Origin of the sequence: Dietzia sp. CH92 (genome assembly GCF_032248695.1) — a bacterium.
Taxonomy (GTDB): Bacteria; Actinomycetota; Actinomycetes; order Mycobacteriales; family Mycobacteriaceae; genus Dietzia.
The window spans coordinates 136,584-159,517 of sequence record NZ_JAVHXC010000003.1 but is presented as its reverse complement, the minus strand read 5'-3'; the positions used below and the strand labels follow the sequence as shown (position 1 = coordinate 159,517).

Annotated in this window: 21 protein-coding genes and 1 riboswitch; of the genes, 9 read left to right on the top strand and 12 right to left on the bottom strand. The window is 72.9% G+C overall.

All coding sequences use genetic code 11. The features are described 5' to 3' along the window. Window positions 1-54: 54 nt before the first annotated feature. Window positions 55-193, bottom strand: a riboswitch (cobalamin riboswitch). Window positions 194-224: 31 nt separating this feature from the next. Further along, window positions 225-2,243, bottom strand: coding sequence for a gamma-glutamyltransferase (gene ggt / locus RWK90_RS07175; protein WP_314036250.1), 2,019 nt, complete (start codon window positions 2,241-2,243; stop codon window positions 225-227). 132 nt (window positions 2,244-2,375) lie between these two features. On the opposite strand from ggt, the gene RWK90_RS07170 reads away from it, so the two are divergent. Together RWK90_RS07170 and RWK90_RS07165 are read left to right on the top strand one after the other, a co-directional pair. Beyond that, complete coding sequence (locus RWK90_RS07170) at window positions 2,376-2,804, top strand: carboxymuconolactone decarboxylase family protein (protein ID WP_314036248.1); 429 nt, start codon at window positions 2,376-2,378, stop codon at window positions 2,802-2,804. Between the two features lie 155 nt (window positions 2,805-2,959). Then, window positions 2,960-4,594, top strand: a complete 1,635-nt coding sequence (locus RWK90_RS07165; protein WP_314036246.1) for a long-chain fatty acid--CoA ligase — start codon at window positions 2,960-2,962, stop codon at window positions 4,592-4,594. A gap of 71 nt (window positions 4,595-4,665) precedes the next feature. Here RWK90_RS07165 and RWK90_RS07160 read toward each other — a convergent pair whose 3' ends face one another. The 3 genes from RWK90_RS07160 to RWK90_RS07150 all read right to left on the bottom strand — a co-directional run bounded on the left by RWK90_RS07160 (window position 4,666) and on the right by RWK90_RS07150 (window position 8,673). Further along, the gene (locus tag RWK90_RS07160) at window positions 4,666-6,036 is read right to left on the bottom strand and encodes a cytochrome P450 (protein WP_314036244.1); all 1,371 of its coding nucleotides are present in this window, start codon (window positions 6,034-6,036) and stop codon (window positions 4,666-4,668) included. 103 nt (window positions 6,037-6,139) lie between these two features. Beyond that, on the bottom strand, window positions 6,140-7,840 hold the full coding sequence (locus RWK90_RS07155) for an acyl-CoA dehydrogenase family protein (protein ID WP_314036242.1): 1,701 nt from the start codon (window positions 7,838-7,840) through the stop codon (window positions 6,140-6,142). 8 nt (window positions 7,841-7,848) lie between these two features. Next, window positions 7,849-8,673: a thioesterase family protein gene (locus RWK90_RS07150; protein ID WP_314036240.1), complete on the bottom strand. Its 825-nt coding sequence runs from the start codon at window positions 8,671-8,673 to the stop codon at window positions 7,849-7,851. Window positions 8,674-8,887: 214 nt separating this feature from the next. Between RWK90_RS07150 and RWK90_RS07145 the strand changes: the two genes are divergently transcribed. Beyond that, entirely contained in the window at window positions 8,888-9,382 is a 495-nt protein-coding gene (locus RWK90_RS07145; protein ID WP_314036238.1) for a cupin domain-containing protein, read from the top strand. A gap of 72 nt (window positions 9,383-9,454) precedes the next feature. After that, window positions 9,455-9,778 carry a hypothetical protein gene (locus tag RWK90_RS07140; protein WP_314036236.1) on the top strand — a complete coding sequence of 108 codons (324 nt, stop codon included), beginning with the start codon at window positions 9,455-9,457 and terminating at the stop codon, window positions 9,776-9,778. Between the two features lie 20 nt (window positions 9,779-9,798). On the opposite strand, the gene RWK90_RS07135 is transcribed toward RWK90_RS07140, so the two are convergent. Then, window positions 9,799-10,629 (bottom strand): NAD(P)-dependent oxidoreductase, encoded by an 831-nt coding sequence (locus RWK90_RS07135; protein WP_314036234.1) that lies wholly within the window; start codon window positions 10,627-10,629, stop codon window positions 9,799-9,801. Window positions 10,630-10,756: 127 nt separating this feature from the next. Here RWK90_RS07135 and RWK90_RS07130 point away from each other — a divergent pair, with 127 nt between their 5' ends. Then, complete coding sequence (locus RWK90_RS07130) at window positions 10,757-11,566, top strand: hypothetical protein (protein WP_314036232.1); 810 nt, start codon at window positions 10,757-10,759, stop codon at window positions 11,564-11,566. A gap of 74 nt (window positions 11,567-11,640) precedes the next feature. Further along, the gene (locus RWK90_RS07125; RefSeq protein WP_314036230.1) at window positions 11,641-13,017 is read left to right on the top strand and encodes an alpha/beta hydrolase domain-containing protein; all 1,377 of its coding nucleotides are present in this window, start codon (window positions 11,641-11,643) and stop codon (window positions 13,015-13,017) included. Window positions 13,018-13,196: 179 nt separating this feature from the next. Here RWK90_RS07125 and RWK90_RS07120 read toward each other — a convergent pair whose 3' ends face one another. From RWK90_RS07120 to RWK90_RS07090, 7 genes are all read right to left on the bottom strand, one after another. Next, window positions 13,197-13,880, bottom strand: coding sequence for a lysoplasmalogenase (locus RWK90_RS07120; protein ID WP_314036228.1), 684 nt, complete (start codon window positions 13,878-13,880; stop codon window positions 13,197-13,199). 38 nt (window positions 13,881-13,918) lie between these two features. Next, window positions 13,919-15,325, bottom strand: coding sequence for an MFS transporter (locus tag RWK90_RS07115; RefSeq protein ID WP_314036226.1), 1,407 nt, complete (start codon window positions 15,323-15,325; stop codon window positions 13,919-13,921). After that, window positions 15,322-15,792 (bottom strand): MarR family transcriptional regulator, encoded by a 471-nt coding sequence (locus RWK90_RS07110; RefSeq protein WP_314036224.1) that lies wholly within the window; start codon window positions 15,790-15,792, stop codon window positions 15,322-15,324. The genes RWK90_RS07115 and RWK90_RS07110 overlap by 4 nt, the downstream gene beginning before the upstream one ends. Before the next feature lie 93 nt (window positions 15,793-15,885). Further along, complete coding sequence (locus tag RWK90_RS07105; protein ID WP_314036222.1) at window positions 15,886-17,211, bottom strand: lipase family protein; 1,326 nt, start codon at window positions 17,209-17,211, stop codon at window positions 15,886-15,888. 177 nt (window positions 17,212-17,388) lie between these two features. Continuing rightward, window positions 17,389-18,717: a DUF2254 domain-containing protein gene (locus RWK90_RS07100; RefSeq protein WP_314036220.1), complete on the bottom strand. Its 1,329-nt coding sequence runs from the start codon at window positions 18,715-18,717 to the stop codon at window positions 17,389-17,391. 55 nt (window positions 18,718-18,772) lie between these two features. After that, window positions 18,773-19,198 carry a ChaB family protein gene (locus tag RWK90_RS07095; RefSeq protein ID WP_314036218.1) on the bottom strand — a complete coding sequence of 142 codons (426 nt, stop codon included), beginning with the start codon at window positions 19,196-19,198 and terminating at the stop codon, window positions 18,773-18,775. Between the two features lie 42 nt (window positions 19,199-19,240). Continuing rightward, a complete protein-coding gene (locus RWK90_RS07090; protein WP_314036216.1) occupies window positions 19,241-19,687 on the bottom strand; it encodes a DUF4383 domain-containing protein in 447 nt (148 codons plus the stop codon). Window positions 19,688-19,854: 167 nt separating this feature from the next. Here RWK90_RS07090 and RWK90_RS07085 point away from each other — a divergent pair, with 167 nt between their 5' ends. The 3 genes from RWK90_RS07085 to RWK90_RS07075 all read left to right on the top strand — a co-directional run bounded on the left by RWK90_RS07085 (window position 19,855) and on the right by RWK90_RS07075 (window position 22,833). Next, window positions 19,855-20,142 carry a metal-sensitive transcriptional regulator gene (locus RWK90_RS07085; RefSeq protein WP_314036214.1) on the top strand — a complete coding sequence of 96 codons (288 nt, stop codon included), beginning with the start codon at window positions 19,855-19,857 and terminating at the stop codon, window positions 20,140-20,142. A 55-nt stretch (window positions 20,143-20,197) separates the two neighbouring features. Next, a complete protein-coding gene (locus tag RWK90_RS07080; RefSeq protein ID WP_314036212.1) occupies window positions 20,198-20,410 on the top strand; it encodes a heavy-metal-associated domain-containing protein in 213 nt (70 codons plus the stop codon). A 98-nt stretch (window positions 20,411-20,508) separates the two neighbouring features. Further along, on the top strand, window positions 20,509-22,833 hold the full coding sequence (locus tag RWK90_RS07075) for a heavy metal translocating P-type ATPase (RefSeq protein ID WP_396230296.1): 2,325 nt from the start codon (window positions 20,509-20,511) through the stop codon (window positions 22,831-22,833). Window positions 22,834-22,934 lie beyond the last annotated feature (101 nt).

Below are 22,934 nucleotides of genomic sequence, written 5' to 3'. Positions count from 1 at the left end.
GGGCCGCGGCGCGGGGCCGCTGCACGCAACCGTCCTTCGTCCGAGGTCGATTCGTACTCGCGCCGAGGATCCGGCCGACCTGGCTTGCCCGTGTGGGGGACGGGATCACAGTTGCGGGACAGCGTCGGATTCCCACCGACTTCCGCCGAGCACCTCGGTCGCCCGGCGCGGGGCCGGACCCCTCGAGGGTAGCCGAGCGGCCGCGACGGGCAGAAGTGGCCGCGTCACCCGCCCAGCACGACCCCCTCGCGCCGGGGATCGGCACCGCCGACCAGGGTGCCGTCGGACTGGCGCAGGATCGCCGAGAGCCCCGAGGACTGCTCCTCGGTGGAGATCTCGTGGCCGCGCTCGGTGAGCCACCGGGTCAGCTCGGAGTCGTCGGTCACCGCCGGGTGCTCGCCGCCGATCGCGGTCTCGGGGGAGTTGATCGCCCCGAACGACGGGGAGCCCACGGCCTGCTGCGGGTCGAGCTCCCAGTCGAGCATCCCGACGAGGGTCTTGACGACGAACTGGATGATCCGCGAGCCGCCGGGCGAGCCGACGACCGCGCGCAGCTCGCCGCGCGCGAGGGGCGTGCCGTCGAACACCAGCGTCGGGGCCATGGACGAGCGGGGTCGCTTGCCGGGTTGGACGCGGTTGGCCTGCAGTTCCCCGCTCTCGTCGCGGGGTTCGGCGGCGAAGTCGGTGAGCTGGTTGTTGAGCAGGAAGCCCTCGACCATCTGGAATGAGCCGAAGGCGGACTCGATGGTGGTGGTGAGGGCGGCGGCGTTGCCCTCGGCGTCGATGATGCTGATGTGGGTGGTGCCGTGTTCGGGGCCGGTGAACACGCCGCGGGCGTCGAAGGCGAACTCGCCGGGTTCGGCCTCGCCCATGGACCGTTCGGTGTCGATGAGACCGGCGCGGTCGGCGAGATAACCGGGCCGCAGCAGGGTCATGGCCGAGCCCAGCGGCGGCGGCACGAAGCGGGGGTCGGCGATGTAGACGTCGCGGTCGGCGTAGGCGAGCCGCTGGGCCTCGGTGACCAGGTGCACGGCCTCGGGGGCGGGCAGGCCACCGTCGGGCCCCACGTCGACCGGCGGGTACGCGGCGAGGTCGTACTCGGCGAGCATGGCGAGGGTGGAGGCCACCGCGGTGCCGCCGGAGGACGGCGGCGCCATGCCGCACACCGCGTGGTCGCGGTAGGGACTGCACACGGGGTCGCGTTCCACGGCCTCGTAGCCGGCGAGGTCGTCGAGCGTCATGGCGCCGGGGGTGATGCCCTCGCGGGCGGTGCTGACCTGCTCGACGATCGCCTCGGCGATCGCGCCGGTGTAGAAGGCGTCGGCGCCCTCGGTGGCGATGGCGGCCAGGGTCTTGGCGTAGGCGGGGTTGGTCAGGCGGGTCCCGGCGGGTTTGCCGGCGTCGCCGTCGAGGAAGTAGGTGGCGGCGTCGGGGTCGCGGGCGAGGTCCTCGGCGGAGGCGGCGATGGACTCGGCCAGGCGGGGGCTGATGTCGAAGCCCTCGTCGGCGAGCCGGGCCGCCGGGTCGAAGAGCTCGCCCCACTCGCGGGCGCCGTGCTCGGTGTGCGCGGTCTCGAGGAGGCGGAGGATGCCGGGGACGCCGACGGACCGGCCGCTGCGCCGCGCGTCGGGCTGCGGTTCGCCTGTGTCCTCGGGGGAGATGTGGCGGAGGTAGTCGGCGGTGGCGGCGGCGGGCGCGGTCTCGCGTCCGTCGTAGGTCTGGACCTGCCGCAGGTCGGCGTCGTAATGGACGAGGAATCCGCCGCCGCCGAGCCCGGAGGACTGGGGTTCGACGAGCCCGAGGACGGCCTGGGCGGTGACGAGGGCGTCGGCGGCGGTGCCGCCGTCGGCGAGGACCTCGCACGCGGCCAGGGTGGACAGCGGGTGTGCGGTGGAGACCGAGTACGACGCGGTGGCCACGGGTCGCATCCCGGTGCGGTACCCGGTCGCGACCTCGGGGTTGAGGGAGATCGGGCCCTCGGGTGCGGCTCCGTCGGCGGTGCGGGCGACGGGCGTGCCGCCGCCGTCCTGGGCGCACGGGGCGGTGTCCTGGACGGGGAGGGGTTCGCCGCCGAGCGCACCCGGGCGCGCGGAGGTGGGACGGTCCGGGGGCGACGACGAGGTGGGCGCGGCCTCCTGCTCGGCGCCTCCGGGGTCGGACGAGCAGGCCGACAGCGCGAGGACGGGCGCGAGTCCCAGGGCGAGGACCGCGCGTGCGATCCGTCGGGAAGTCCGAGAGTGCATGGCGGGCCGCCTTCCGGAGCCGGGTACCTCCTCCCAGGGTGCTCCGGCGGCGCGCGGCGCGGGCGGTTTCGGTCAGGATGGTCGGGAACGGCGCGCAGGAGGGTGACGCCGAGCGCAGGGAGGTAGGACGGGATGACGACGACGAGCGGCGCGGCAGCGGGGCCGGCGGGCGGGGACCTGCGGGCGCAGGGGTTCGCGACCAGACGTGAGGTGATGGGCGACGACTTCGTCGACCGGGCCATGGGTCGGGCCGCCGGGACGGCGTCGGAGGCCCTCCAACACGTGGTGACGGAGAACGTGTGGGGCAACATCTGGGACCGGCCGGGGCTGGGTCGGCGGGATCGCAGCCTGCTCAACATCGGGATGTTGGTGGCGCTGCGGGCGAACGCCGAACTGGCCGGGCATGTGCGCGGCGGGCTGACCAACGGGTTGACCCGCGAGGAGATCGCCGAGGCGGTCATCCACGCCTCGGGCTACTGCGGGGCACCCGCCGCGCTGTCGGCGATGAAGACGATCCAGGAGGTGTTCGACGCCCTCGACGCCGAGCCCTCGCAGGGGTGACCCGCGTGTGTGCGGTGCCCCCGTACACGGTCGCGGTCGATTCCCCCGTGAGCGGGTGGGGTGGCGGTTCCCGCGGGTAGTCTCGCCGCTGAGAGTGACCTGCGGCATATCCACGTTCCCGGCAGGTCATGCCCCGCGAGTAAGGAGCCCCTCCCATGCGCAGCACGATGATGCCGGAGCAGCTGACCATCAGCACGATCCTCCAGTACGGCGCGACGGTCCACAAGGACGCGGTCGTCACCACGTGGACCGGTGAGGAGCCGCGGCGGGTCTCCTTCGGGGAGATGGGTGGGCGGGCCGCGCAGCTGGCCAACGCCCTGCGCTCGCTCGGGATCGACTCGGACCAGCGGGTCGCCACCTTCCAGTGGAACAACGGCGAGCACATGGAGGCCTACCTGGCCATCCCGTCGATGGGGGCCGTGCTGCACCCGCTCAACATCCGGCTGTTCCCGGACCAGCTGGAGTTCGTGGCCAACCACGCCGAGGACAAGGTCGTGATCGTCGACCCCAGCCTGATCCCGCTGCTGCAGCCGCTGCTCCCGCGGTTCTCCACGGTCGAGCACGTCATCGTCACCGGGGGCGCCGCCGACACGCTCGAGGCGCCGGAGGGGATGCAGGTCCACGACTACGACGCGCTGCTCGCCGCGCAGCCGACCGAGTTCGACTGGCCGGAGGTGGACGAGAACTCGGCCGCCGCCATGTGTTACACCTCGGGCACCACGGGTGACCCGAAGGGCGTGGTCTACTCGCACCGGTCGATCTACCTGCACTCCATGCAGGTGTGCATGTCGGACGGGATGAACATCTCGTTGGACGACAACGTGCTGGCGATCGTGCCGATGTTCCACGCCATGTCGTGGGGCCTGCCGTACGCCGCGTTCCTGGTCGGCGCCTCGCTGCTCATGCCGGAGCGCTTCCTCCAGCCCGAGCCGCTCGCCGCGATGATCGCCGCCGAGCGTCCGACCCTGGCGGCCGCGGTGCCGACCATCTGGATGGCCGTCGACGCGTACTCGGTGGACCATCCCGTCGACATGTCGAGCTTCCGCGCGGTCGTGGTGGGTGGCAGCTCCTGCCCGCCGGAGCTGATCCGCAAGTTCAAGGACAACTACGGGATCAACATCATCCACGCCTGGGGGATGACCGAGACCTCGCCCATCGGCACCCTCTCGCGGCCCGCGGCCTCCCTGCCGGAGGAGCGGCAGTTCGAACTGCGCAAGACCCAGGGCCGGTTCCTGGCCGGGGTCAAGGCGCGGATCGTCGACGACGCGGGCAACGAGCTGCCCTGGGACGGGGAGTCCGTGGGCGAGCTGCAGGTCCGCGGGCCGTGGATCACCGGCAGCTACTACAAGGTCGACCAGTCCGACGCGTTCGACGACGGCTGGCTGCGCACCGGCGACGTCGGCTACGTGTTGCCCGAGGGCTTCCTGCAGCTGACCGACCGCGCCAAGGACATCATCAAGTCGGGCGGCGAGTGGATCTCCTCGGTGGAGGTGGAGAACTACCTGCTCGAGCACCCGGCCGTGGCCGAGGCGGCGGTCGTCGGCGTGCCGGATCCCAAGTGGGACGAGCGCCCGCTGGCGACGATCGTCGTCAAGGAGGGCCTCCCCGACCCGGATGTCGAGGAGCTGCGCGCCCACCTGGCCGAGCGGATGGCCAAGTGGCAGGTGCCGGAGCGCTTCGCCTTTGTCGACGAGATCCCCAAGACCTCGGTCGGCAAGCTGGACAAGAAGCGCATCCGCGCCTCGCACTCGGAGGGTGAGCTCGAGGTCATCAACGCCCTCGACAGCTGACCGCACCCCGCCGCCCGGGTCGCCGGGCGGCGGGGTGCCCCGGCCGCACTCGCGGCATCGGATGGGCGGGGTCAGGCGGCGCCGACGCGGCTGAGCGGGCGCAACGAGACGGGCAGGCCGTCGCCGGGGTAGGGCAGGGAGTCGTTCTTCATGGGCGGGGAGTAGTCCAGCGGCACCGACCACTCGAAGTGCCGCAGCAGGGCGCTGAGCACGAGTTTCGACTCGAGGTTGGCGAAGATCATGCCGAGGCACTTGTGCACCCCGCCGCCGAACGGCTCCCACGCGAACCGGTGCGACTTGTCCTCCCGCCGCTCCTCGGAGAACCGCTCGGGGTCGAAGATCTCCGGATCGGTCCAGTACTCGGGCATGTGGTGGGTGTACAGCGGCATGATCGAGGTGAGCCGCCCGGCCGGGATCTCCACGCCGAGGATCTCGGTGTCCTTGACCGTCTTGCGGGCCAGCACCGGCACCGGCGGGTGCAGCCGCAGCGTCTCCTTCATCACCAGCGCCAGGTCGGGCAAGTCCTCCAGCTCGGCCAGCGTCGGGTCGGGGCCCAGCGCCAGGCACTGCCGACGCAGGCGCTCCTGCCACTCGATGTCGCGGCCCAGCTCGTAGACCATCGACGTCACGGTGCTGGTCGTGGTGTCGTGCGCGGCCATCAGCAGGAAGATCATCTGGTTGATGATGTCGTCGTCGCTGATCCCGCCGGAGGCGTCGGCCACCTGGCACAGGGCGGAGAACAGGTCCTCGCCCGGGTTCGCGCGGCGGGCCGGCAGGTGCCGGCGCAGGAAGTCCTCCAGCAGGCGTCGGCCCCGGGTCGCGCGCCCCCACTTGGTGAACGGCACCGGCGCCGTCGACCGGACGTACCCGTTGGCGGCCTGCACGCAGTCGACGAACGCCGTGTTGACCCGGTCCAGCTCGCCGGGCGCGGCGTACTCGGCGCCGCCCATGAACACGTCGGTCGCCAGGTCGAGCGTGTGGGACTTGAGCGCGGGATAGATCTGGAACGCCCGGTCCGGGGACCAGGCGGAGATCCCGGCGTCGACGAGGGGCGCGAGCGTCCGCGTGTAGCCCTCGAGCCGGGGCCGGGTGAAGGCCTCCTGCATGATCATGCGGTAGTGCTTGTGCTCCTCGAAGTCGAGCAGCATCAGCCCGCGGTTGAAGAACGGCCCCACCAGGTATCCCCAGCCGGGGCCGCTCGCGAACGCCTTGTCCCCGTTCTGCAGGGCGGCCTGGCACGCGTCGGGCCCGATGAGGGCGGTCCAGGTGCGGCCGAGCAGGGTGAGATCGGAGACGGGGCCGTGGTCGCGGTAGCGCCGGGCCATGGCGGACAGCGGGTCGTGCACGTACTCGAGCGTCTTGCCCAGCACCGGCAGGTGGGAGCGCAGCGGGGCCGGGTCGGGGCGGAAGATCTTCGGGCGGGGGTCGCCGGGAATGGACATTCTGCACCTCTTTGTCTGCGGGTTGCCCCCAGTGTGTGACACAACTCACGGATTGTCACGCGATTTTCGAAACCGGCGGTGTCGTTTCTCCGTCGCGGCGGCGTCAGGCCCGCTCGACCAGCGCCGCCACGTCGACCCCGTCGGGCAGCGCCCCGTACTCGGCAGAGCGGTCGTCGCCGAGGCGGGCCAGGCAGAACGCCTCCGCCACGGGCGCGGGCGCGTGGTCGAGCAGCACCGCGGCCTGCTGGGCCAGGGCCATCGCCTCGACCAGCCGGCGGGCGATCCCCGGCGCCGCGCCCGGGTCGGCGGCGGCACGGCCGACGAGGCCGCGCACCCGCTCGACGTGCCGGTCGTATAGCTCGTGCGAGCCCAGCTGCGCGGCCAGCTCGGCGTCGAAGGCGGCCACCGACTCCGGCTCCCGCGCCATCGCCCGCAGCACGTCCAGGGCGATGACGTTGCCCGAGCCTTCCCACACGGCCAGCACCGGCTGCTCCCGGTAGCGCCGCGCGAGCGGGAACGCCTCGGTGTACCCGTTCCCGCCGAGGCACTCCAGCGACTCGTAGGCGTGGTTCGGCCCGCGCTTGCACACCCAGTACTTGGCGACCGCGGTGGCGAGCCGGCGGTAGGGGGCGGAGTCCTCGTCGTCGTACGCCGACGCCAACCGCAGGGCGGTCCACGTCGCGGCCTCGGACTCGAGCTGCAGGTCGGCGATCACCGCGGCCATGGCGGGCTGGTCGATCAGGGTCGCGCCGAACGCGGTCCGGTGCCGGGCGTGCCACGCCGCCTCGGCCACTCCCTGGCGCATGCCGGCCGCCGCGCCGAGCACGCAGTCCAGGCGCGTGCGGCCCACCATCTCGATGATCGTGCGCACCCCGCGGCCGGGCTCGCCGACCAGCCACCCCAGGGTGCCGTCGAACTCCACCTCCGAGGACGCGTTGGACTTGTTGCCGAGCTTGTCCTTGAGCCGCTGCACCAGGAACGGGTTGCGTTCCCCGCCGGGCAGGACCCGCGGGACGAGGAAGCAGCTGAGCCCCTCCGGGGCCTGCGCCAGCACGAGGAACGCGTCCGACTGCGGCGCCGAGCAGAACCACTTGTGGCCGCGCAGGACGTGGCACCCCGAGCCCGAGCCGCCCGCGCCCGAGCCCGAGCCGCCCGCAGCCGCGCCGCCCGCGGTGACCGGTTCCGCGGTGGTGGTGTTGGCGCGCACGTCCGAGCCGCCCTGCTTCTCGGTCATGGCCATCCCGAACAGCACGCCCGCCTTGGTGGCGGGGTCGCGCAGCTCGGGATCGTAGACCCGCGAGAGCAGCGCGGGTTCCCACTCGGCGGCCAGCTCCGGGCTCAGCCGCAGCGACGGCACCACGGCGTGCGTCATGGACAGCGGACAACCGTGCCCGGCCTCGACCTGGGAGACCAGCATGAACCCGGCGGCCCGCTCGACGTTCGCGCCCGGCCCGGGGTCGGCCCACGCCGACGTGTGCAGTCCCCGGGAGACCGAGAACTCCATGATCCGGTGGTAGGACGGGTGGAACTCGATCTCGTCGACGCGGTTGCCCCACCGGTCGTGCGAGTGATGGACGGGCGGGTGGGTGTTGGCGAGCTCGGCGTCGTGCTGGAACTCCTCGGTGCCGACGTGGCGGCCGATCTCGTGGAACCGCTCGACCCGCGCGTGCGGCGAGAACACCGCGACCGCCTCCCGCAGCGCCGGGTTGAGCGCGAACTCGTCCACCTCGACCCTCGGCGGCGCCTGGTTGAGCACCTCGTGCGTGGTGTGGTGACGCTGGCTGGTGTGGTCGCGGGTCGGCACGGCCTCTCCTAACTCTTGAAGTACATCAACTGCGTGCCCGTGGCCAGCAGCCTCCCGTCGCGACCCCACAGCCGCGCGGACTCGTCGTGGTAGCTGCCGTGGAAGCGGTGCGAGTGCACGCTCCCCAGCAGGAACTCGCCGCCCTGCGCGGCGATCTCGTCGGCGGTGGCCAGGTAGTGGATCGTCAACGTCACGGTGCCCGCGGGGACCGGCCGACCGAGGCGCAGGAACGCCCGCGGGAAGAACGAATCACACATCGCCGTCAGCGAGAGGTGGTCGAGATCGCGGGAGGGGGCGTCGCGGATCCACATCGTCGTCGTCGACCCCGGATGCTCCTCCCCGGCGGTGACACGGTCCCAGCCCCCCTCGACGAACCGCATGTCGTAGTTCTCCACCCACTTCACACCGCGGTCGGCGCCGGTGGGGGGCACCTCCTCCGGCGCGGGGACGGCCGGCGCGGTGGCCTCGGTCTCCGACCACGTCTCGCGCCGCAGCCCGGTGAGGGCGGTGGCGGTGGTGACGACCTCCTCGCCCTGGCGCATCTCGAGCCACCAGTGCTGGTTGGAGCGGTTGGTGCGCGCGGGGCGCGCCTCGATCACGAACTCGCCCTCGGCGACGGGTCCGGCGTAGTTGAGGGTCAGCGCGATCGGATCACCGTGCCGCTCGGGGTGCCGCAGGACCGCGCCCAGCATCGCCGCCGCCGTGACGCCGCCGAACGGGCCGACCATGTTCGCGTACGCCGGGTGGGTGCGCCCGCGGAAGAGGTTCTCGCCGATCGGCTCCAGCGCCACGGCCTCGTCGAGCGCGTGGGTGGCGGTGTCCTGGCTGGTCACGGGGTCTCCTGGGGGGTGGTGGGGACGGTCGGCGCGGGGGCGCGGGTGGTTGGGGTCACCGTATCGGGATCGGGGGCGACGACGACGAGGAATGCCCGTCGCCGCCCTCGACCGCGGCCCGCCGGGTCCGCGCGCGGGCGGCTCTTGACACCGCCGGGAGGCGGAGAATACTCGGGGGCAGCCAGCATGTCGCCGCACGACGAAGGGCACGGACATGACAGAGCAACCACTGGCCACCGGGGCGGTTCTGCGCCCTGACGACGGCTCCGCGTACTGGTTCCTGGGCAGCCTGGCCACGGTCAAGATCTCCGGGGAGCAGACCCGTGACCGGCTGACGCTGATGGAGTTCGTCAACCCGCCGGGGTTCGCGCCGCCCGCACACCGGCACCTGCGCCAGGACGAGGTCTTCTACATCCTGTCCGGTGCGGCCCGGTTCCGCTGCGACGGCGAGGACTTCGAGGCCCGTGAGGGGGACGTGGTCTTTCTGCCCGTGGGGTCGGTCCACACCTTTCTGGTGCTGGGGGACGAGCCGCTGCGGACCTTGCAGATCACCGTCCCGGCGGGGTTCGAGGACTTCGCGGCCGAGGCCGGGGAGCCGGCCGGGCGCCGCGAGCTCCCGGAGCCCGGGCCCGTCGACCCCGCGGCGCTGCAGGCGGCGGCCGCCCGGCACGACATCGAGATCGTGGGACCGCCGCCCTCCGACCTCTGAGCGGTGACGGGCGCGGTCCGAGCGCTGGTCCGTGTCACCGCCGGCGTGGGCCCCGGACCTAGGATTCGGGGCATGGCGATGATCGATGTGAAGAGTCCCGAGTCCGTCTCCACCGCCGCCGTCGTGGCGACCGGGCTGCTCGGGGGCTGGCTGACCGCGCGGGAGACGGGGATCCGTCCGCTCGGTGGGGTGATCCTGGCCGCCGCCGGGGTGTGGGCCGGGCGCTCGTGGGCGGCCAGGACGGACGTGCCCACCACGGTGGGGCTGTCGGCGCTGTACGTGGCGGCGTTCGGCGCCTCGCACCCGCTGGCCGAGAAGATGGGCTCGTGGCCGGCGGTGCTCACGGTGACGGCGGTGGCCTCGGGCGCGGCGTACGCGCTGTCCGACGCGAGGTGAGCCGAGCCGGGGCCGGGCCGTCAGAGGAACAGGTCCGGCTCCAGCTCCTCCAGCGGTCCGCCGTAGGCCGAGAAGTCGGTGACGCCCTCCTCGGCGAGGACGTCGTCGTCGATGAAGAAGTTGCCCGTGCACGCGCGGGGGTCGCGGGTGAGGATCGCGTGCGCCGCGTCCGCCATGATCTCGGGCGTGCGGCTGCGGGCCACCATCTCCTGCCCGCCGAGCAGGTTGGCCACCGCCGCGGTGGCGATGGTGGTGCGCGGCCACAGGCTGTTCGCGGCGATCCCGCGCCCCTTGAGCTCCTCGGCCAGGCCGAGCGTCACCAGGCTCATCCCGTACTTGGCGATCGTGTAGCCGAGGAAGCTGCCCGCCCACCTGGGGTCCAGGTTGAGCGGCGGCGACAGGGTGAGGATGTGCGCTGCCCGTGACTTCTCGAGGTGCGGCAGCGCCGTCTTGGCCAGCAGGAACGACCCCCGGCAGTTGATGTCCTGCATGAGGTCGTACTTCTTCATGGCGAGGTCGGGCGTGGGCGAGAGGTCGATCGCGCTGGCGTTGTTCACGACGATGTCGATCCCGCCGAACTCGGCGACGGTCGTGTCGACGGCCTGCTGCACGGAGGCCTCGTCGCGGACGTCGCCCACCACCGCGAGCGCCCGGCCACCGGCCTCCTCGACCTCGGCGGCCGCGGTGTGGACGGTGCCCTCGAGCGTGGGGTGGGGCTGGTCCGTCTTGGCGAGCATCGCCACGTTCGCGCCGTCGCGGGCGGCCCGCAGGGCGATGGCCAGGCCGATGCCGCGGCTGCCTCCCGACATGAGGATGGTGCGTCCGGCCAGGGTGCGGGTGGAGTCGTTCATGGGCCGATCCTCTCCGATAACCGGCGCGGGCGGGGCGGGAATCGGCCACCGGTGGGGTCTTGACGCGGTCCTTATAATAAGAGAGACCTCACTAACGGGTGTGGCTCCGACCGTGCAGGAGCACGCGATGACCGGACTACCCAACCTCACGGCCTCCCGGACGGTGACCACCGTCCTGGTCGCCGCCCTCGCCGTGCTCATGGTCGCCGCCGGCGCGTTCGCCCTGACCCGCGTAGGAGCGCCCAGAACGGAACCGGCGGCCGTCGACGCCGCGACGGCCGCCGCCGTCACGTCCCCCGAGTCGCCCCGGATGTCCAGATTGGTGCCGCACGCCGCCGCGCCCGGGGTCTCCGCCGTGCTCGAGGTGACCGGCCCGGACTGCGATCCCGCGGTGATCAACGCCGACCTGCTGTTCCCGAACAGCAGGGCCAGGGTCCTCGACTGCCAGGCGGGGTGGGCGGTCATGGCCAGCGCCGTGTCGGGCGATCCGTACTGGGTCGCGTTCTCGGACGGCAGGTGGCGCAGGGTCCCGGGTGTGGCGGAGTCCCTGGGGACGTGCTCGGACCAGGCGATCGCCAGGGGCGCGCCGGCGTGGATGGCGCGCAAGCACCTGCGGAGCTGCCCGCCTCGTGAGCGGTCAGTCCGGGCGGCACCGCCGCCCGTGCGGGCGCCCGAGGTGAGGACCTCGTCCCCGCCCGCGCCGCCGCCCCTGCCCCCGGACCGACCCACCCGCACCACGACGCGGACGTGGGCCCCGGCCGAGGCGCCCTCGACGCCGGCCACGACCGCGCCGCCGACCAGTGTCCCCACGCCCACGCCCACGCCCACGACTCCCACGACCCCGACGACGCCCACGACGCCCGACACGTCGACGCCGACGAGCGAGACGACCCCGTCCACCGCGGCGGACGACATCCCCGCCGCAGACGGGGAATAGCGGCACGGCCCGCTGCGGACCCCGGGTCCGGGAAATCGGGGCCGCGGACGCCGGGGCCGGGCAGAATCATCGCCATGCAGCCAGTGGCGACCCCGACGTTCACCGAACTCACCGAGGGCCGGCCCGTCCCGCCCATGGCCGCCCGCCCGGGCCCGGACCTCGCCGCGGCGGAGTTCACGGAGTCCGAGTGGGCGTGTGCGGGTGAGGCGGTGTCGTACTCGGTCGGCGAGCTGCCGACGAACGGCCGGGTCGTGCTGGCCGAGGCGGACTCGGCCCCGTATCGCACCCGCGTGCTGGTCCGCCGGCCGGCCGCCGACCGGTTCAGCGGCGTGGTGCTGGTGGAGTGGCTCAACGTCAGCGGTGGCCAGGACGCCGCGCCCGAGTACACCTACCTCGCGGAGGAGATCGTGCGCGCGGGCCACGCGTGGGTCGGGGTGTCGGCGCAGTTCATCGCCGTCGAGGGCGGCGACGCGGCCGTGGGCATGGGCGGCCAGACCGGCGGCCTGCGGGCGCAGCGCAGGGCCCGCTACGGCGACCTGCACCATCCCGGCGATGCGTACTCGTACGACATCGTCACGCAGGTCGGCCGCTACTGTCGCGCGGCGGGCGGGTCGCGCGACGGCGCGGCCCCGCTCGACGCCGGGCCGCTCGCCGGGTTGCAGCCGGAGGTGGTGGTGGCGATCGGGGAGTCGCAGTCGGCCATCGCGCTGACCTCGTACATCGACGGCGTCCACCCGCTGGCCGGTGTGTTCGACGGCTTCCTGCTGCACAGCCGCGGCGGGGGCGCGCTGCCGTTCGGCGATCGCGGGCGCGCGGCCGGGATCGCCGCCGCCGTCTCGTCGCAGACCCTGCTCCTGCGCGACGACCTCGACACGCCCGTGCTGGTGGTGCAGGCCGAGGGCGACCTCGGTGGACTGCTCGACTCGGCCCGCGCCCGCCAGCCCGACTCCGAGAAGATCGTCACCTGGGAGATCGCCGGCCAGGCCCACGCCGACGCCTACCAGCTGGGCGAGCTCGCGGGCATGGTCGACTGCGGCGGCGCGATCAACAGTGGCCAGCAGGTGTTCGTCTGCCGGGCCGCGCTGCGCCACCTCCTCACGTGGATCGACGGGGGAGCGCGCCCGCCGGCCGCGCCGCCGGTGGAGTACGACGACGAGGTGGTCCCCGGCGACCTGGGCATCGGCCGCGGTGGCGTGCGGACCCCGGCCGTGGAGGCGCCGGTCGAGAGGCTGGTCGGTGCGCCCTATCCGCGGTCCGCGCCGTTCTGCATGCTCCTCGGTCGCACGGAGGTGGTGCCCGACGAGCAGCTGCGTCAGCGGTGGTCGGACCGCGACGAGTACCTGCGGGCCTATACCGAGGCCACCGACCGGCTCATCGCCGAGGGCTTCCTCCTGGCCGACGACCGCGAGGAGATCCTCGCCGACGCCCGCCCGGAGCGCATCACCTGGTGAGAGGGCGGGGTCAGATTCCGGGCCTCGCGTTCGACCGCCCCGCGGTGTGCGTCGCTCGTCTCCGACGGCACGGGCCGCCGGATGGCCCTCAAGCCGCGGACCGTCGCCGACTTCCACGCCGAGTGCACGAGGCATCTGGCAGCCCTGGGGGTCACGAGGTCTCGTGCGTGAGGCGACGGCTAAGCGGCGTCCCGCAGGTGGATCGGTGACCGCAGGAGTGTGTGGTCAGGCGAGCGGGTGAACAGGACGACCGCCACGAACAGGGCCTGCGCCGCGACGTAGGTGGCCATCACCATGAGGTCGCGCTCGGGCCAGTCGACGAGGTCGGGCCGGAACGCCCCCAGCGCGATGAGCCCGTCCGACAGGATGAACAGGGCGCCGCCGAGCCCGCCCACCCAGCCGTGGTCGGCCGCGAACCACGCCACCGCGAGCAGGAGCATCCCGTAGGCCAGGACGGCCGGGGCGAGGATCCCGGCCTCCGGCATCGTCACCGCCAGCAACGCCACCGCGACCACCACCAGGAGCAGGGTCCACGCCATGGGCGCCCGACCCCGCTCGACGCGCGTGAACGCCACGATCCACAACACCTGCGCCACCGCGAACCCGCCGACCATGGACAGGAACTGCGCGTCCTCGGGCACCACACGGGGCAGCGAATCGCCCACCCAGCTCGCCGCGAGAGCCCCGCCGGCCCACGGCCACGCCGGGCCGCGGTCGTGGCGCGGCAGCGTCAGCAACACCACCGCGAGCGCGGGCATGAGAAGGACCTGCGACCACGCCGCCACGACCGCGGCGTCCGCCACCAGCGCGACCAGGTGAACCACGGTGACGATCACGATCGGGACCCAGCTCAGCACGCGCATGGGGGAACGGTAGCGCGGGCCACGGGCGGGCGACGGGACTACGGGCGGGCTCGTCGTCGTCGACCCGACACGGCATGGACCACCAACGCCAGCGACACCACCACACAGCACAGCACCCCCACGCCGAACGCCATGGTGATCCCCTCGTCGGTGGAGTAGGTCGACCCGGACGGATGCGCGGCGAGGACCGCCGCCGACAGCGCGGCACCGACCGCGCCACCGACCGTGCGCAGCACCTGGTTGAAGCTCACCGCGCTGCCCAGCTGGTCGACGGCCACACTGCGGGCGATGAGCGCCGGCATCGCCGCGTAGCCCGAGCCGATGCCCGCGCCGAACAGGAACATGCCGATCGCGAGGGTCCAGAAGTCGCTGTGGCGCAGCCACAGCAGGACGGACGCCACCGTCATCACGGCCGCGCCCACCGGCAGGAACATCGCCATGTCCACCCGGCGGGACAGCGCCCGGACGGTGCGGTTGGCCGCGAGGCTGCCCACCGACAGCGGCGCCATCATGAACCCCGCCCACAGCAGCGGCACCGCCAGGCCGAAGCCCGTCTCCCGCGGCGCCTGCGCCACCAGGCTCGCGATCGACAGGCCGATGTACATCGCCGTGCCCAGGCCGATCGCCGTGGCGTTGGCCAGCAGAACCTCCGGCCGCCGCACGACCCGCAGGTTGACCAGGGGATGCCGGGTGCGGACACTGTGCACCACCCACAGCAGCAGCGTGTGCAGCGCCACCACCAGCACGACCAGCGCCGTCGCCGAACCCCAGCCCCACGTCTGCGCTTCCGAGATCCACAACAGCAGCGCCGCCAGCCCGACGCCCAGCAGGATCGCCCCCGTGACGTCGAACGGGGTGCGGGGCGCGAGGGGATCGGGGCCCGCGGGCACGAAGCGCCACACCCCGACCGCGGCGGTGACGACGAAGAGCGCCGCGAACGCGAACGCCGCCCGCAGGTCGAACGTCGAGGCGAGGATGCCGGTGAGGGGATAACCCAGGCCCATCCCCACCGACACCGTCACCGAGAGTGTGGAGATGGTGGGCTGCGACGCGGTGTAGTCGAGGTGGCGGCGGGCCAGCGCGATGGTCACCGGCACCGTGCCGTACAGCAACCCCTGCAGGGCGCGGCCGATGAGGAACACCGTGAAGTCGGGCGCGAGCGTCGCCACGACCGACCCGAGGAAGATAACGCCGAGGCTGGTCAGCAGCAGGCGGCGGGTGTGGGGCCCGTCGGCGAGGCGGCCCATGATCGGCGTCGCCACCGCGCCCACCAGCAGGTTCACGGTGAGCATCCACTGCGCCGTACTGACGGTGACGTCGAACTCCGCGGCGACCGACGGCACGAGCAGCATGCCGAGCGAGCTGACGATCGAACTGGTCAGGGCGGCGTAGACGAGGGCCTGGACGAACCAGCGCGGCGCGGGCCGGCGGTAGGGCGCGGTCACTGCTCGGCCTCGGTGCCGGCGACGTCGTCGAGGCGCCGGAGCACCGGGAGGGCGGCGGCGAGCGCGGCGCGGTCGTCGGCGTCGAGGTGGTCCGCGACCGCGGTGGCCAGCCAGTCCTGCCCCGCCGAGCGCTCGGCGAGGAGTCGGTCGCGGCCGGCGTCGGTGAGCGAGACGAGCGTGCGGCGGCCGTCCTCCGGGTCCGGACTGCGCGAGATCAGCCCCAGGTCCTGCAGCTCGCGCACGGCGTTGGCCACCGCCTGGTGACTGATCCGCTCGAGGCCCGCGAGGTCGGTGGCCGCAAGCGGGCCGTGCTGCTCGAGGTGGAACAGGATCCCGACCTTGCCCATCGACAGCGTCTTGTGCGCGCGGAGCCGGCGCCACAGGGGGCGCAGCGCCTCACGCAGCTCCGCGGCGAGCTGGGCGGGGTCGGGTGAGGCGGGGTCGATCGGGCGGTCGCGGTCGGTCACGCGCCGATCGTACAACCAGATTGCGCAACTTTCTTGCGGAGCCGGGGCAGGCGCGTCCGCCGGCCCCGGCCCCGTCTCATGACCCGAGGCGGGTCAGTAGGTCCCGCAGTTGCTGGGCGCGGGGACGCCCGCCACGCGCTCGTCCAGGTACCGCAGATTGGCGTCGAGGCCCGTGATCATCGGCGCGGCGTGGCCGATCACGAGGCCGGGTGCGACCGCCGGCATCGGGTCGATGGCCATGTCGACCGCCGCGCCCCGGGCGCACCAGTCGCGGCCGAGCTGCTGCGACTGGTGGCCGGGGACCACGTCGTCGTTGACGGGCGAGAGGATCCGCACCGGCGTGGTGGGCGTGAGCCGGCCGATGCGCTGACGCTCGAGGAACGCGAGGATCTCGGGCTCCCCGCGCACGATGTCCCCGGCCGACCGGCCCGAGACGGTGAAGTCGGTGGTGCGCTGCTGGAAGAACTGGATCGCGGTCTCGCCGATGCACTGGTCCGAGGTCGCCGCGAGCATGGCCCGGCCACGGTCGTTGAAGTACGGGTCGATCAGCGGACCCATGTCCGGGTAGGCGTCGAGCAGGCTGTTGAGCGAGTAGCCGATCACGCCGGCGATCGCGGTCCCGTCGACCTGCTCGAGCGTGGCCAGCAGGTCGGCCGGCGGGGAGCCCGCCGCGGTGCCGACCAGGTTGACCTCCGGCGCGTAGCTCGGGTGGAGCTCGGCGGCCGCCGCGACGGCCCCGCCGCCCTGCGAGTAGCCCGTGAACACCGTGCGGGCGTCGGGCCGGATGTCGGCGCCGGGCACCGCCGAGGCGGCGCGCGCGAGGTCGAGCACCGCCCGGGCCTGGGACTCACGGTTCACGTACGAGTGCAGGCCGGGCGTGCCGAGGCCCTCGTAGTCCGTCATCGCCACCGCGTACCCGCGGGCGAGAAGCGCGTACGCCTGGAACAGCTCGTAACCGAAGCCGACCCCGGGCGGATCCGTGCGGACGGTGGCCAGGTTCTGGAAGGTCTTCGAGGGCGCGCAGTGATCGGCCTGCCCCTGCGTGCCCGGCGCGATCACGGCGAGCGGGCGGCTGCCCGGGCCGGTCCACGGGGCACGCGGCTGCAGGTAGGCTCCGGTGACGGCGATCGGCTGGTCGCGGGACCCGACCGAGGTGTACATGAGCCGGTGCGCGTCCGTGGACAGCGGCCCGGCGGCATCCGAGATGGACCCGGCGCCGGGGATCGGCGGGATCGAGGCGGCCAGCGGGAAGGCCTCGGTCTTGACGAGCACGCCCGGGGCGCCGGGCAGCTCGGCGGGCGGCTGGTAGAAGGCGGGCGCCGGATCGTTGGACGATCCCTGCGCGCCGGCGGCGGGCGCGGCGAGCGCCCCTCCCGCGAAAGCAGTGGCGATGGCGGTGGCGAAAGCGGCTGCGCGCATCGCGATACGACGACGTGTCACGGTCCCCCCGGACTCCCTGTGGTGCGGATGACGAGTAAACGGAGCCTAATCGGGATTGTCGTCCCGTGGTGACTCGTCCCGGGGCCGTGGGGCGTGTCCGCTTCCCGTCCGGGCCCGGGCGGCCACGATGCCCGCCAGCGCGGCCCGCCTGCGCGGTCACCGGCTGTGGTCGGCGGGATCCGTCTCGTTGGAGGAGAGCGCCTCCAGGCGCGCCAGGTCCTCCGGGTGCAGGTCCGGCCGCTTCGCGACCGCCTCGAGGGTCAGCCGCATCTGCCGCTCCAGGGCGTCCGCGCGGTCCGGACATCCTTCCCCGTGCACATGGGCGATGAGCATCCGGAGGACCCGCAGCAGCGTGGCGACGACTTCGGGCTGATCCAGGCTGCACTGACGGAGCTGGTCGAAGGCGTGCTCGACGAACTCGTCGGGGTGCAGGTTGTACGGCTGGACCAGGACACGGTCCTGCTCGTCCCGCACCGCCAGGGGAGCCGGCGGCGAGGTGAGGAGCTTGCGCATGAGAGTGCCCAGGCGCAGGAGGATCTCGACGGCGGTCGTGGGGTCGTTGACGGCCGGGCTCAGGGCGCGCAGGCCGATGTCGACCAGCTGTCGGATCGCGAAGTCGACGTCCTGGAGCATCGTCCGCGCGGCGGTGACGTCGATGGCCTCCGCGAGGGCGTGCTGGATTCGTCGGGGTTGGTGCGGGTGGACGGTGTAGAGGGGTTCACCCTCGTGGATGTAGGCGCCCACACGAGTCTCCATCCTCACCGTCGTGCCGGGCGGCACGGCGCGCAGCATCTGCTCGACGCCCACCTGGCTGACCCATCCGCTGCGCCGCGAGTGCACGATCGTGGCGTCGTCGGAGGTGGGGAAGTCGGCCGGGTCCACCTCGTGCAGTCCGGACGGGGTCTGGCCCGCGGCCGACACGATGGCCCGGCCCTCGTCCGAGATGACGCGCGCGAGGGTCCCCACTTGGAGCCCGCGCGCGAGATGGTCGAGGTGGGCGATGATGCCCACCACGGTGACCAGGGTGAGGGCCACCGCGAGGGTGACCGAGATCCGCGGCGCGGGAGCGGTGGCCTCCCCGTTGATGTTGGGCAGGACCAGCACGCAGTAGAAGAACGTGCCCACCAGCAGGCCGATCACGCCCTGGCTGAGGCGGTCGCGGATGAACGAGCGCATGACCCTCGGGGAGAACTGCCCGCTGGCCAGCTGGAGGCTGACGACGGTCAGGGAGAAGACCACGCCCACGGTCGTGATCATCGCGCCCGCCACTGTGGCGACCAGCCAGGTCGCGGCGTTGCTGTTCATCGCCAGCGTCAGCGGCACCTCCGCCTCGTCGCCCAGGGCGTTGTCCGCGGAGGTGGCGGCGATCGCGAGAAGGATCCCCCCGACCATCACCAGGGCCGGGAGGACGAACAGGCTCTCCCGGAACCGGTAGCGCAGCCCGGCGACGCGCAGGCTCCACGCGAGGTGTTCGCGGCGGATCACCGGGCCGCTCCACCCGGCGGCGCCGAGGAGACCGCGTGCCTGCTCGGCCGGCCGCTCACTTGTCGCGGCTCTTCCGCGTCTCCTTGTCGTTGGCCTTGCGCAGCGCGTCGACGAGCTCGTCCTTCGTCATGTCCGAGCGGCCGGGAATATCGAGTTTCCGGGCCTGCTCGTAGAGATGGTCCTTGGTCGCGTTGGCGTCGACGCCGCCCTCGGACTTCCCGGACGGGTTCGGTCCGCCGCTCTCGGAGCGGGAGTCGGACGGGCCCGCGGAGTCCTTGGGCTCCCAGTGGTCGCCGACCTTCTCGTGGGTGTGCTTCACGGCGCTCCACGCCGTGCGGGCCACTCGGGACTCGCTGCTGTACTCCTCCTCGGCGGAGTCGTAGGCCTTGGCGAACGTGTCCTTGGCCTTCTGGTCGCTGCGCTGAAGGGTCGAGGGCAGTTCGCTCTCCTTGGCGTGGCCGTCCTTGCCGGTCTTGGGCATGACTTCTCCTCTGTCGATCTGTGTGGGCCGGGGCGAGACGGCTCAGGTGTCGGCCGGACGGCCGCGGCGGAGGAAGGACAGGGCGATCATGCCGAGGCCCAGGACCAGGTGCAGCCAGTTGTCAGCCGTGTTGAGGGGTACGAAGTTCGCCGGCGAGTCGTGGCCGATGAACAGTCCGTAGACCCACAGGACGAGGTAGATGACGCCGCCCACGAGCAGGAACAGCCTGGCCTGCGCCGGGGTGCGGGACATGAGGATGCCGAGCACGCCGAACGCCAGGTGGACGGCGTTGTGCAGGATCGACACCTGGAAGATCCCCAGGAGCATGGCCTGGGATTCGTGGCCGATGAACTGCATCGTGTCGTAGCCGGTGGTGAGGCCCGGGATGAACCCGGCGATCCCCACCAGTAGGAACACGACGCCCACGACGCGCGAGGCGAGCTGCACCGGGAGACGGGGGCGGGCGGCGTTATCGGGTTGCGCGGTCATGACTGCCATTCCTTTCCCGACGGGTCGACAACGAAAAGCAGGTCTGGCCTCGACCATAGGAAGAACCGCCGGGAAGCGACACCGGTCGGCGCGTACGGCCGGCGGGCGCGACGGGGACAGGGCGCCGACCCTTGCCGTACATACCCTAGGGGGGTACCGTATGTGGCATGGCTGAGCACGGGTACACCCCTCACAAGGACGACCTCCTCAAGCGGCTACGCCGTATCGAGGGGCAGGCCCGGGGGCTGCAGCGGATGGTCGAGGAGGACAAGTACTGCATCGACATCCTCACGCAGATCTCCGCCATGACCCGCGCACTGCAGTCCGTCTCGCTGAGCCTGCTCGAGGAGCACCTCGGCCACTGCGTCGCCGGAGCGATCGAACACGGCGGGCCCGAGGCCGAGGCCAAGCTCGCCGAGGCCAACGCCGCGATCGCCCGACTGGTCCGGTCCTGATCGACGGCGCCCGCCCGACTCACCCCACACACCCCGACCGACAGAGGAGAACCCCATGTCCGCCACCGCCACCTACACCGTCTCCGGCATGACCTGCGGCCACTGCGTCGCCTCCGTCAAGGAGGAGGTCTCCGAGATCTCCGGCGTCTCGGAGGTCGAGGTCGATCTGGAGTCCGGTCGCCTCGTCGTCGTCTCCTCCGACCCGATCGATCCCGCGGCGGTCCGCGCCGCCGTGGACGAGGCCGGGTACACACTCACGGAGGGGTGATCACGGTGACCACCAACGACCCCGCCCGGACCGCCGCCCCCGGACCGGCGACCGGCGCCGCGGGCGCCACCACCCTCGTCGAGCTCCAGATCGAGGGCATGACCTGCGCGGCGTGCGCGAACCGCATCGAGCGCAAGCTCAACAAGCTCGACGCCGTCACGGCGGAGGTCAACTACGCCACCGAGAAGGCGCGGGTGGAGCTCCCGGCGGACATGCAGCCGCAGCTCCTCCTGGACACCGTCGAACAGGCCGGGTACCACGCCCGCCTGCCGAAACCCCGCACGCCGGAGCCCGCCGCGCCCGGAGCCGGCGGGGCGACCGACGCCGGCCGCGCCGCGGGCAGCGCCAACAACCAGACCGACGACTCGGCCGGCCCCGACCGCGTGGACGACCTGCGCCGCCGCGTCCTCATCTCGGCGGTCCTGTCGATCCCCGTCATCGCGATGGCCATGATCCCGGCGCTGCAGTTCACCCACTGGCAGTGGCTGAGTCTCACCCTGGCCGCGCCGGTCATCGTGTGGGGCGCGTGGCCGTTCCACCGCGCGGCCGCGATCAACCTGCGCCACGGCGCGTTCACCATGGACACGCTCGTCTCGCTGGGTACCTCGGCGGCGTTCCTGTGGTCGGTGTACGCCCTGTTCTTCGGCCACGCCGGCATGCCCGGCATGACGCACGGCTTCGAGTTCAGCCTCTCGCCCAGCGACGGCGCGGGCGACATCTACCTCGAGGCCGCCGCGGGCGTGACCACGTTCATCCTGCTCGGCCGCTACTTCGAGGCCCGCTCCAAGCGCTCCGCCGGCGCCGCCCTGCGCTCGCTGCTCGAGCTGGGCGCGAAGGACGTCGCGGTCCTGCGCGGCGGCGTGGAGTCCCGCGTGCCGGTGGAGACGCTGCAGGTGGGCGAGGAGTTCGTCGTGCGGCCCGGCGAGAAGATCGCCACGGACGGCGAGATCGTCGACGGCGCCTCCGCGATCGACACGTCCATGGTCACCGGCGAATCCGTGCCCGCGGAGGTCGGCCCGGGTGACGCCGTGGTGGGCGGCACCGTCAACGCCAGCGGCCGCCTGATCGTGCGCGCGACCCGCGTCGGCGCCGACACCCAGCTCGCGCAGATGGCGCGGATGGTCGAGGACGCCCAGTCCGGCAAGGCCGCCGCGCAGCGCCTGGCCGATCGCATCTCGGGCGTGTTCGTCCCGATCGTGTTGGTCCTGGCCGCGGGCACGTTCGCGTACTGGATGCTCACCGGGGGCGGCGCGTCGATGGCGTTCACCGCGGCCGTGGCGGTGCTCATCATCGCCTGCCCGTGCGCGCTCGGCCTGGCCACGCCGATGGCGCTCATGGTGGGCACCGGGCGCGGCGCGCAGCTGGGGATCCTCATCAAGGGGCCCGAGGTGTTGGAGTCCACGCGCCGCGTCGACACGATCGTGTTGGACAAGACCGGCACCGTCACCACCGGCCGCCACGCGCTGGTCTCGACGACCGTCGCGTCCGGCGAGGACCGCGACGAGGTGCTGCGCCGCGCGGGCGCCGTGGAGGACGCCTCCGAGCATCCCATCGCCCGCGCGATCGCCGCCGGTGCGCGCGAGGAGGTCGGCGCCCTGCCGGCCGTCGAGGGCTTCCGGAACCACGAGGGCCTGGGGGTGTCGGGCCGCGTGGGTGGCGGCGCCGGTGCCCGCCGTGCGGACGGTGCGGACGCCGTGGAGGGTGTCGACGACGACGAGGTGGTCGTGGTGGGCCGGCCCGCGCTGCTGGCAGAGCGGAACATGCCGCTTCCGCAGGAGCTGGAGGCCGCCGTCGCCGAGGCCGCGCAGGGTGGCCGCACGGCGGTGGCCGTGGGCTGGGGCGGGAGGGCCCGCGGGGTTCTGGTGGTGGCCGATCAGATCAAGGACACCTCCGCCGAGGCCATCCGCCGTTTCCGGGACCTCGGCCTCACGCCGATCCTGCTCACCGGCGACAACGCCGCCGTGGCCGCCTCGGTGGCGGCCGAGGTGGGGATCGATCCCGGCCCGGAGACGGTGATCGCCGAAGTCATGCCCGCGGACAAGGTCGAGGTGGTCCGCCGCCTGCAGGGCGAGGGCCGGGTCGTGGCGATGGTGGGCGACGGCGTCAACGACGCCGCGGCCCTCGCCACCGCCGACCTGGGGTTGGCCATCGGCACCGGCACGGACGCGGCGATCGAGGCCTCCGACCTCACGCTGGTCCGCGGCGACCTGCGCTCGGCGGCCGACGCGATCCGCCTGTCGCGGCGCACGCTGGCCACGATCCGGGGCAACCTGTTCTGGGCGTTCGCCTACAACGTCGCGGCGCTGCCGTTGGCCGCGGCGGGACTGCTCAACCCCATGATCGCCGGCGCGGCGATGGCGTTCTCCTCGGTGTTCGTGGTGGCCAACAGCCTGCGCCTGCGGAGGTTCCGCGCCGCCGTCTGACGCCTGCCCCGCCCGATCTCCCCGAATCCGCTACTCCCGCTCCGGATCCGCTACTCCTACCGGGGTAGCGGATCCCGAGGCGGGGTAGCGGATTTCGCGGT

Excerpts from the sequence above, each read along its gene's own strand:
- RWK90_RS07125 (WP_314036230.1), top strand. The coding sequence starts at position 11,641 with ATGCAGCCAGTGGCGACCCCGACGTTCACCGAACTCACCGAGGGCCGG.
- RWK90_RS07090 (WP_314036216.1), bottom strand. The coding sequence starts at position 19,687 with ATGACCGCGCAACCCGATAACGCCGCCCGCCCCCGTCTCCCGGTGCAG.
- RWK90_RS07145 (WP_314036238.1), top strand. The coding sequence starts at position 8,888 with ATGACAGAGCAACCACTGGCCACCGGGGCGGTTCTGCGCCCTGACGAC.
- RWK90_RS07105 (WP_314036222.1), bottom strand. The coding sequence starts at position 17,211 with ATGCGCGCAGCCGCTTTCGCCACCGCCATCGCCACTGCTTTCGCGGGA.
- RWK90_RS07160 (WP_314036244.1), bottom strand. The coding sequence starts at position 6,036 with ATGTCCATTCCCGGCGACCCCCGCCCGAAGATCTTCCGCCCCGACCCG.
- RWK90_RS07085 (WP_314036214.1), top strand. The coding sequence starts at position 19,855 with ATGGCTGAGCACGGGTACACCCCTCACAAGGACGACCTCCTCAAGCGG.
- RWK90_RS07140 (WP_314036236.1), top strand. The coding sequence starts at position 9,455 with ATGGCGATGATCGATGTGAAGAGTCCCGAGTCCGTCTCCACCGCCGCC.
- RWK90_RS07075 (WP_396230296.1), top strand. The coding sequence starts at position 20,509 with ATGACCTGCGCGGCGTGCGCGAACCGCATCGAGCGCAAGCTCAACAAG.
- RWK90_RS07120 (WP_314036228.1), bottom strand. The coding sequence starts at position 13,880 with ATGCGCGTGCTGAGCTGGGTCCCGATCGTGATCGTCACCGTGGTTCAC.
- RWK90_RS07095 (WP_314036218.1), bottom strand. The coding sequence starts at position 19,198 with ATGCCCAAGACCGGCAAGGACGGCCACGCCAAGGAGAGCGAACTGCCC.
- RWK90_RS07130 (WP_314036232.1), top strand. The coding sequence starts at position 10,757 with ATGACCGGACTACCCAACCTCACGGCCTCCCGGACGGTGACCACCGTC.
- RWK90_RS07080 (WP_314036212.1), top strand. The coding sequence starts at position 20,198 with ATGTCCGCCACCGCCACCTACACCGTCTCCGGCATGACCTGCGGCCAC.
- RWK90_RS07170 (WP_314036248.1), top strand. The coding sequence starts at position 2,376 with ATGACGACGACGAGCGGCGCGGCAGCGGGGCCGGCGGGCGGGGACCTG.
- RWK90_RS07165 (WP_314036246.1), top strand. The coding sequence starts at position 2,960 with ATGCGCAGCACGATGATGCCGGAGCAGCTGACCATCAGCACGATCCTC.
- ggt (WP_314036250.1), bottom strand. The coding sequence starts at position 2,243 with ATGCACTCTCGGACTTCCCGACGGATCGCACGCGCGGTCCTCGCCCTG.
- RWK90_RS07135 (WP_314036234.1), bottom strand. The coding sequence starts at position 10,629 with ATGAACGACTCCACCCGCACCCTGGCCGGACGCACCATCCTCATGTCG.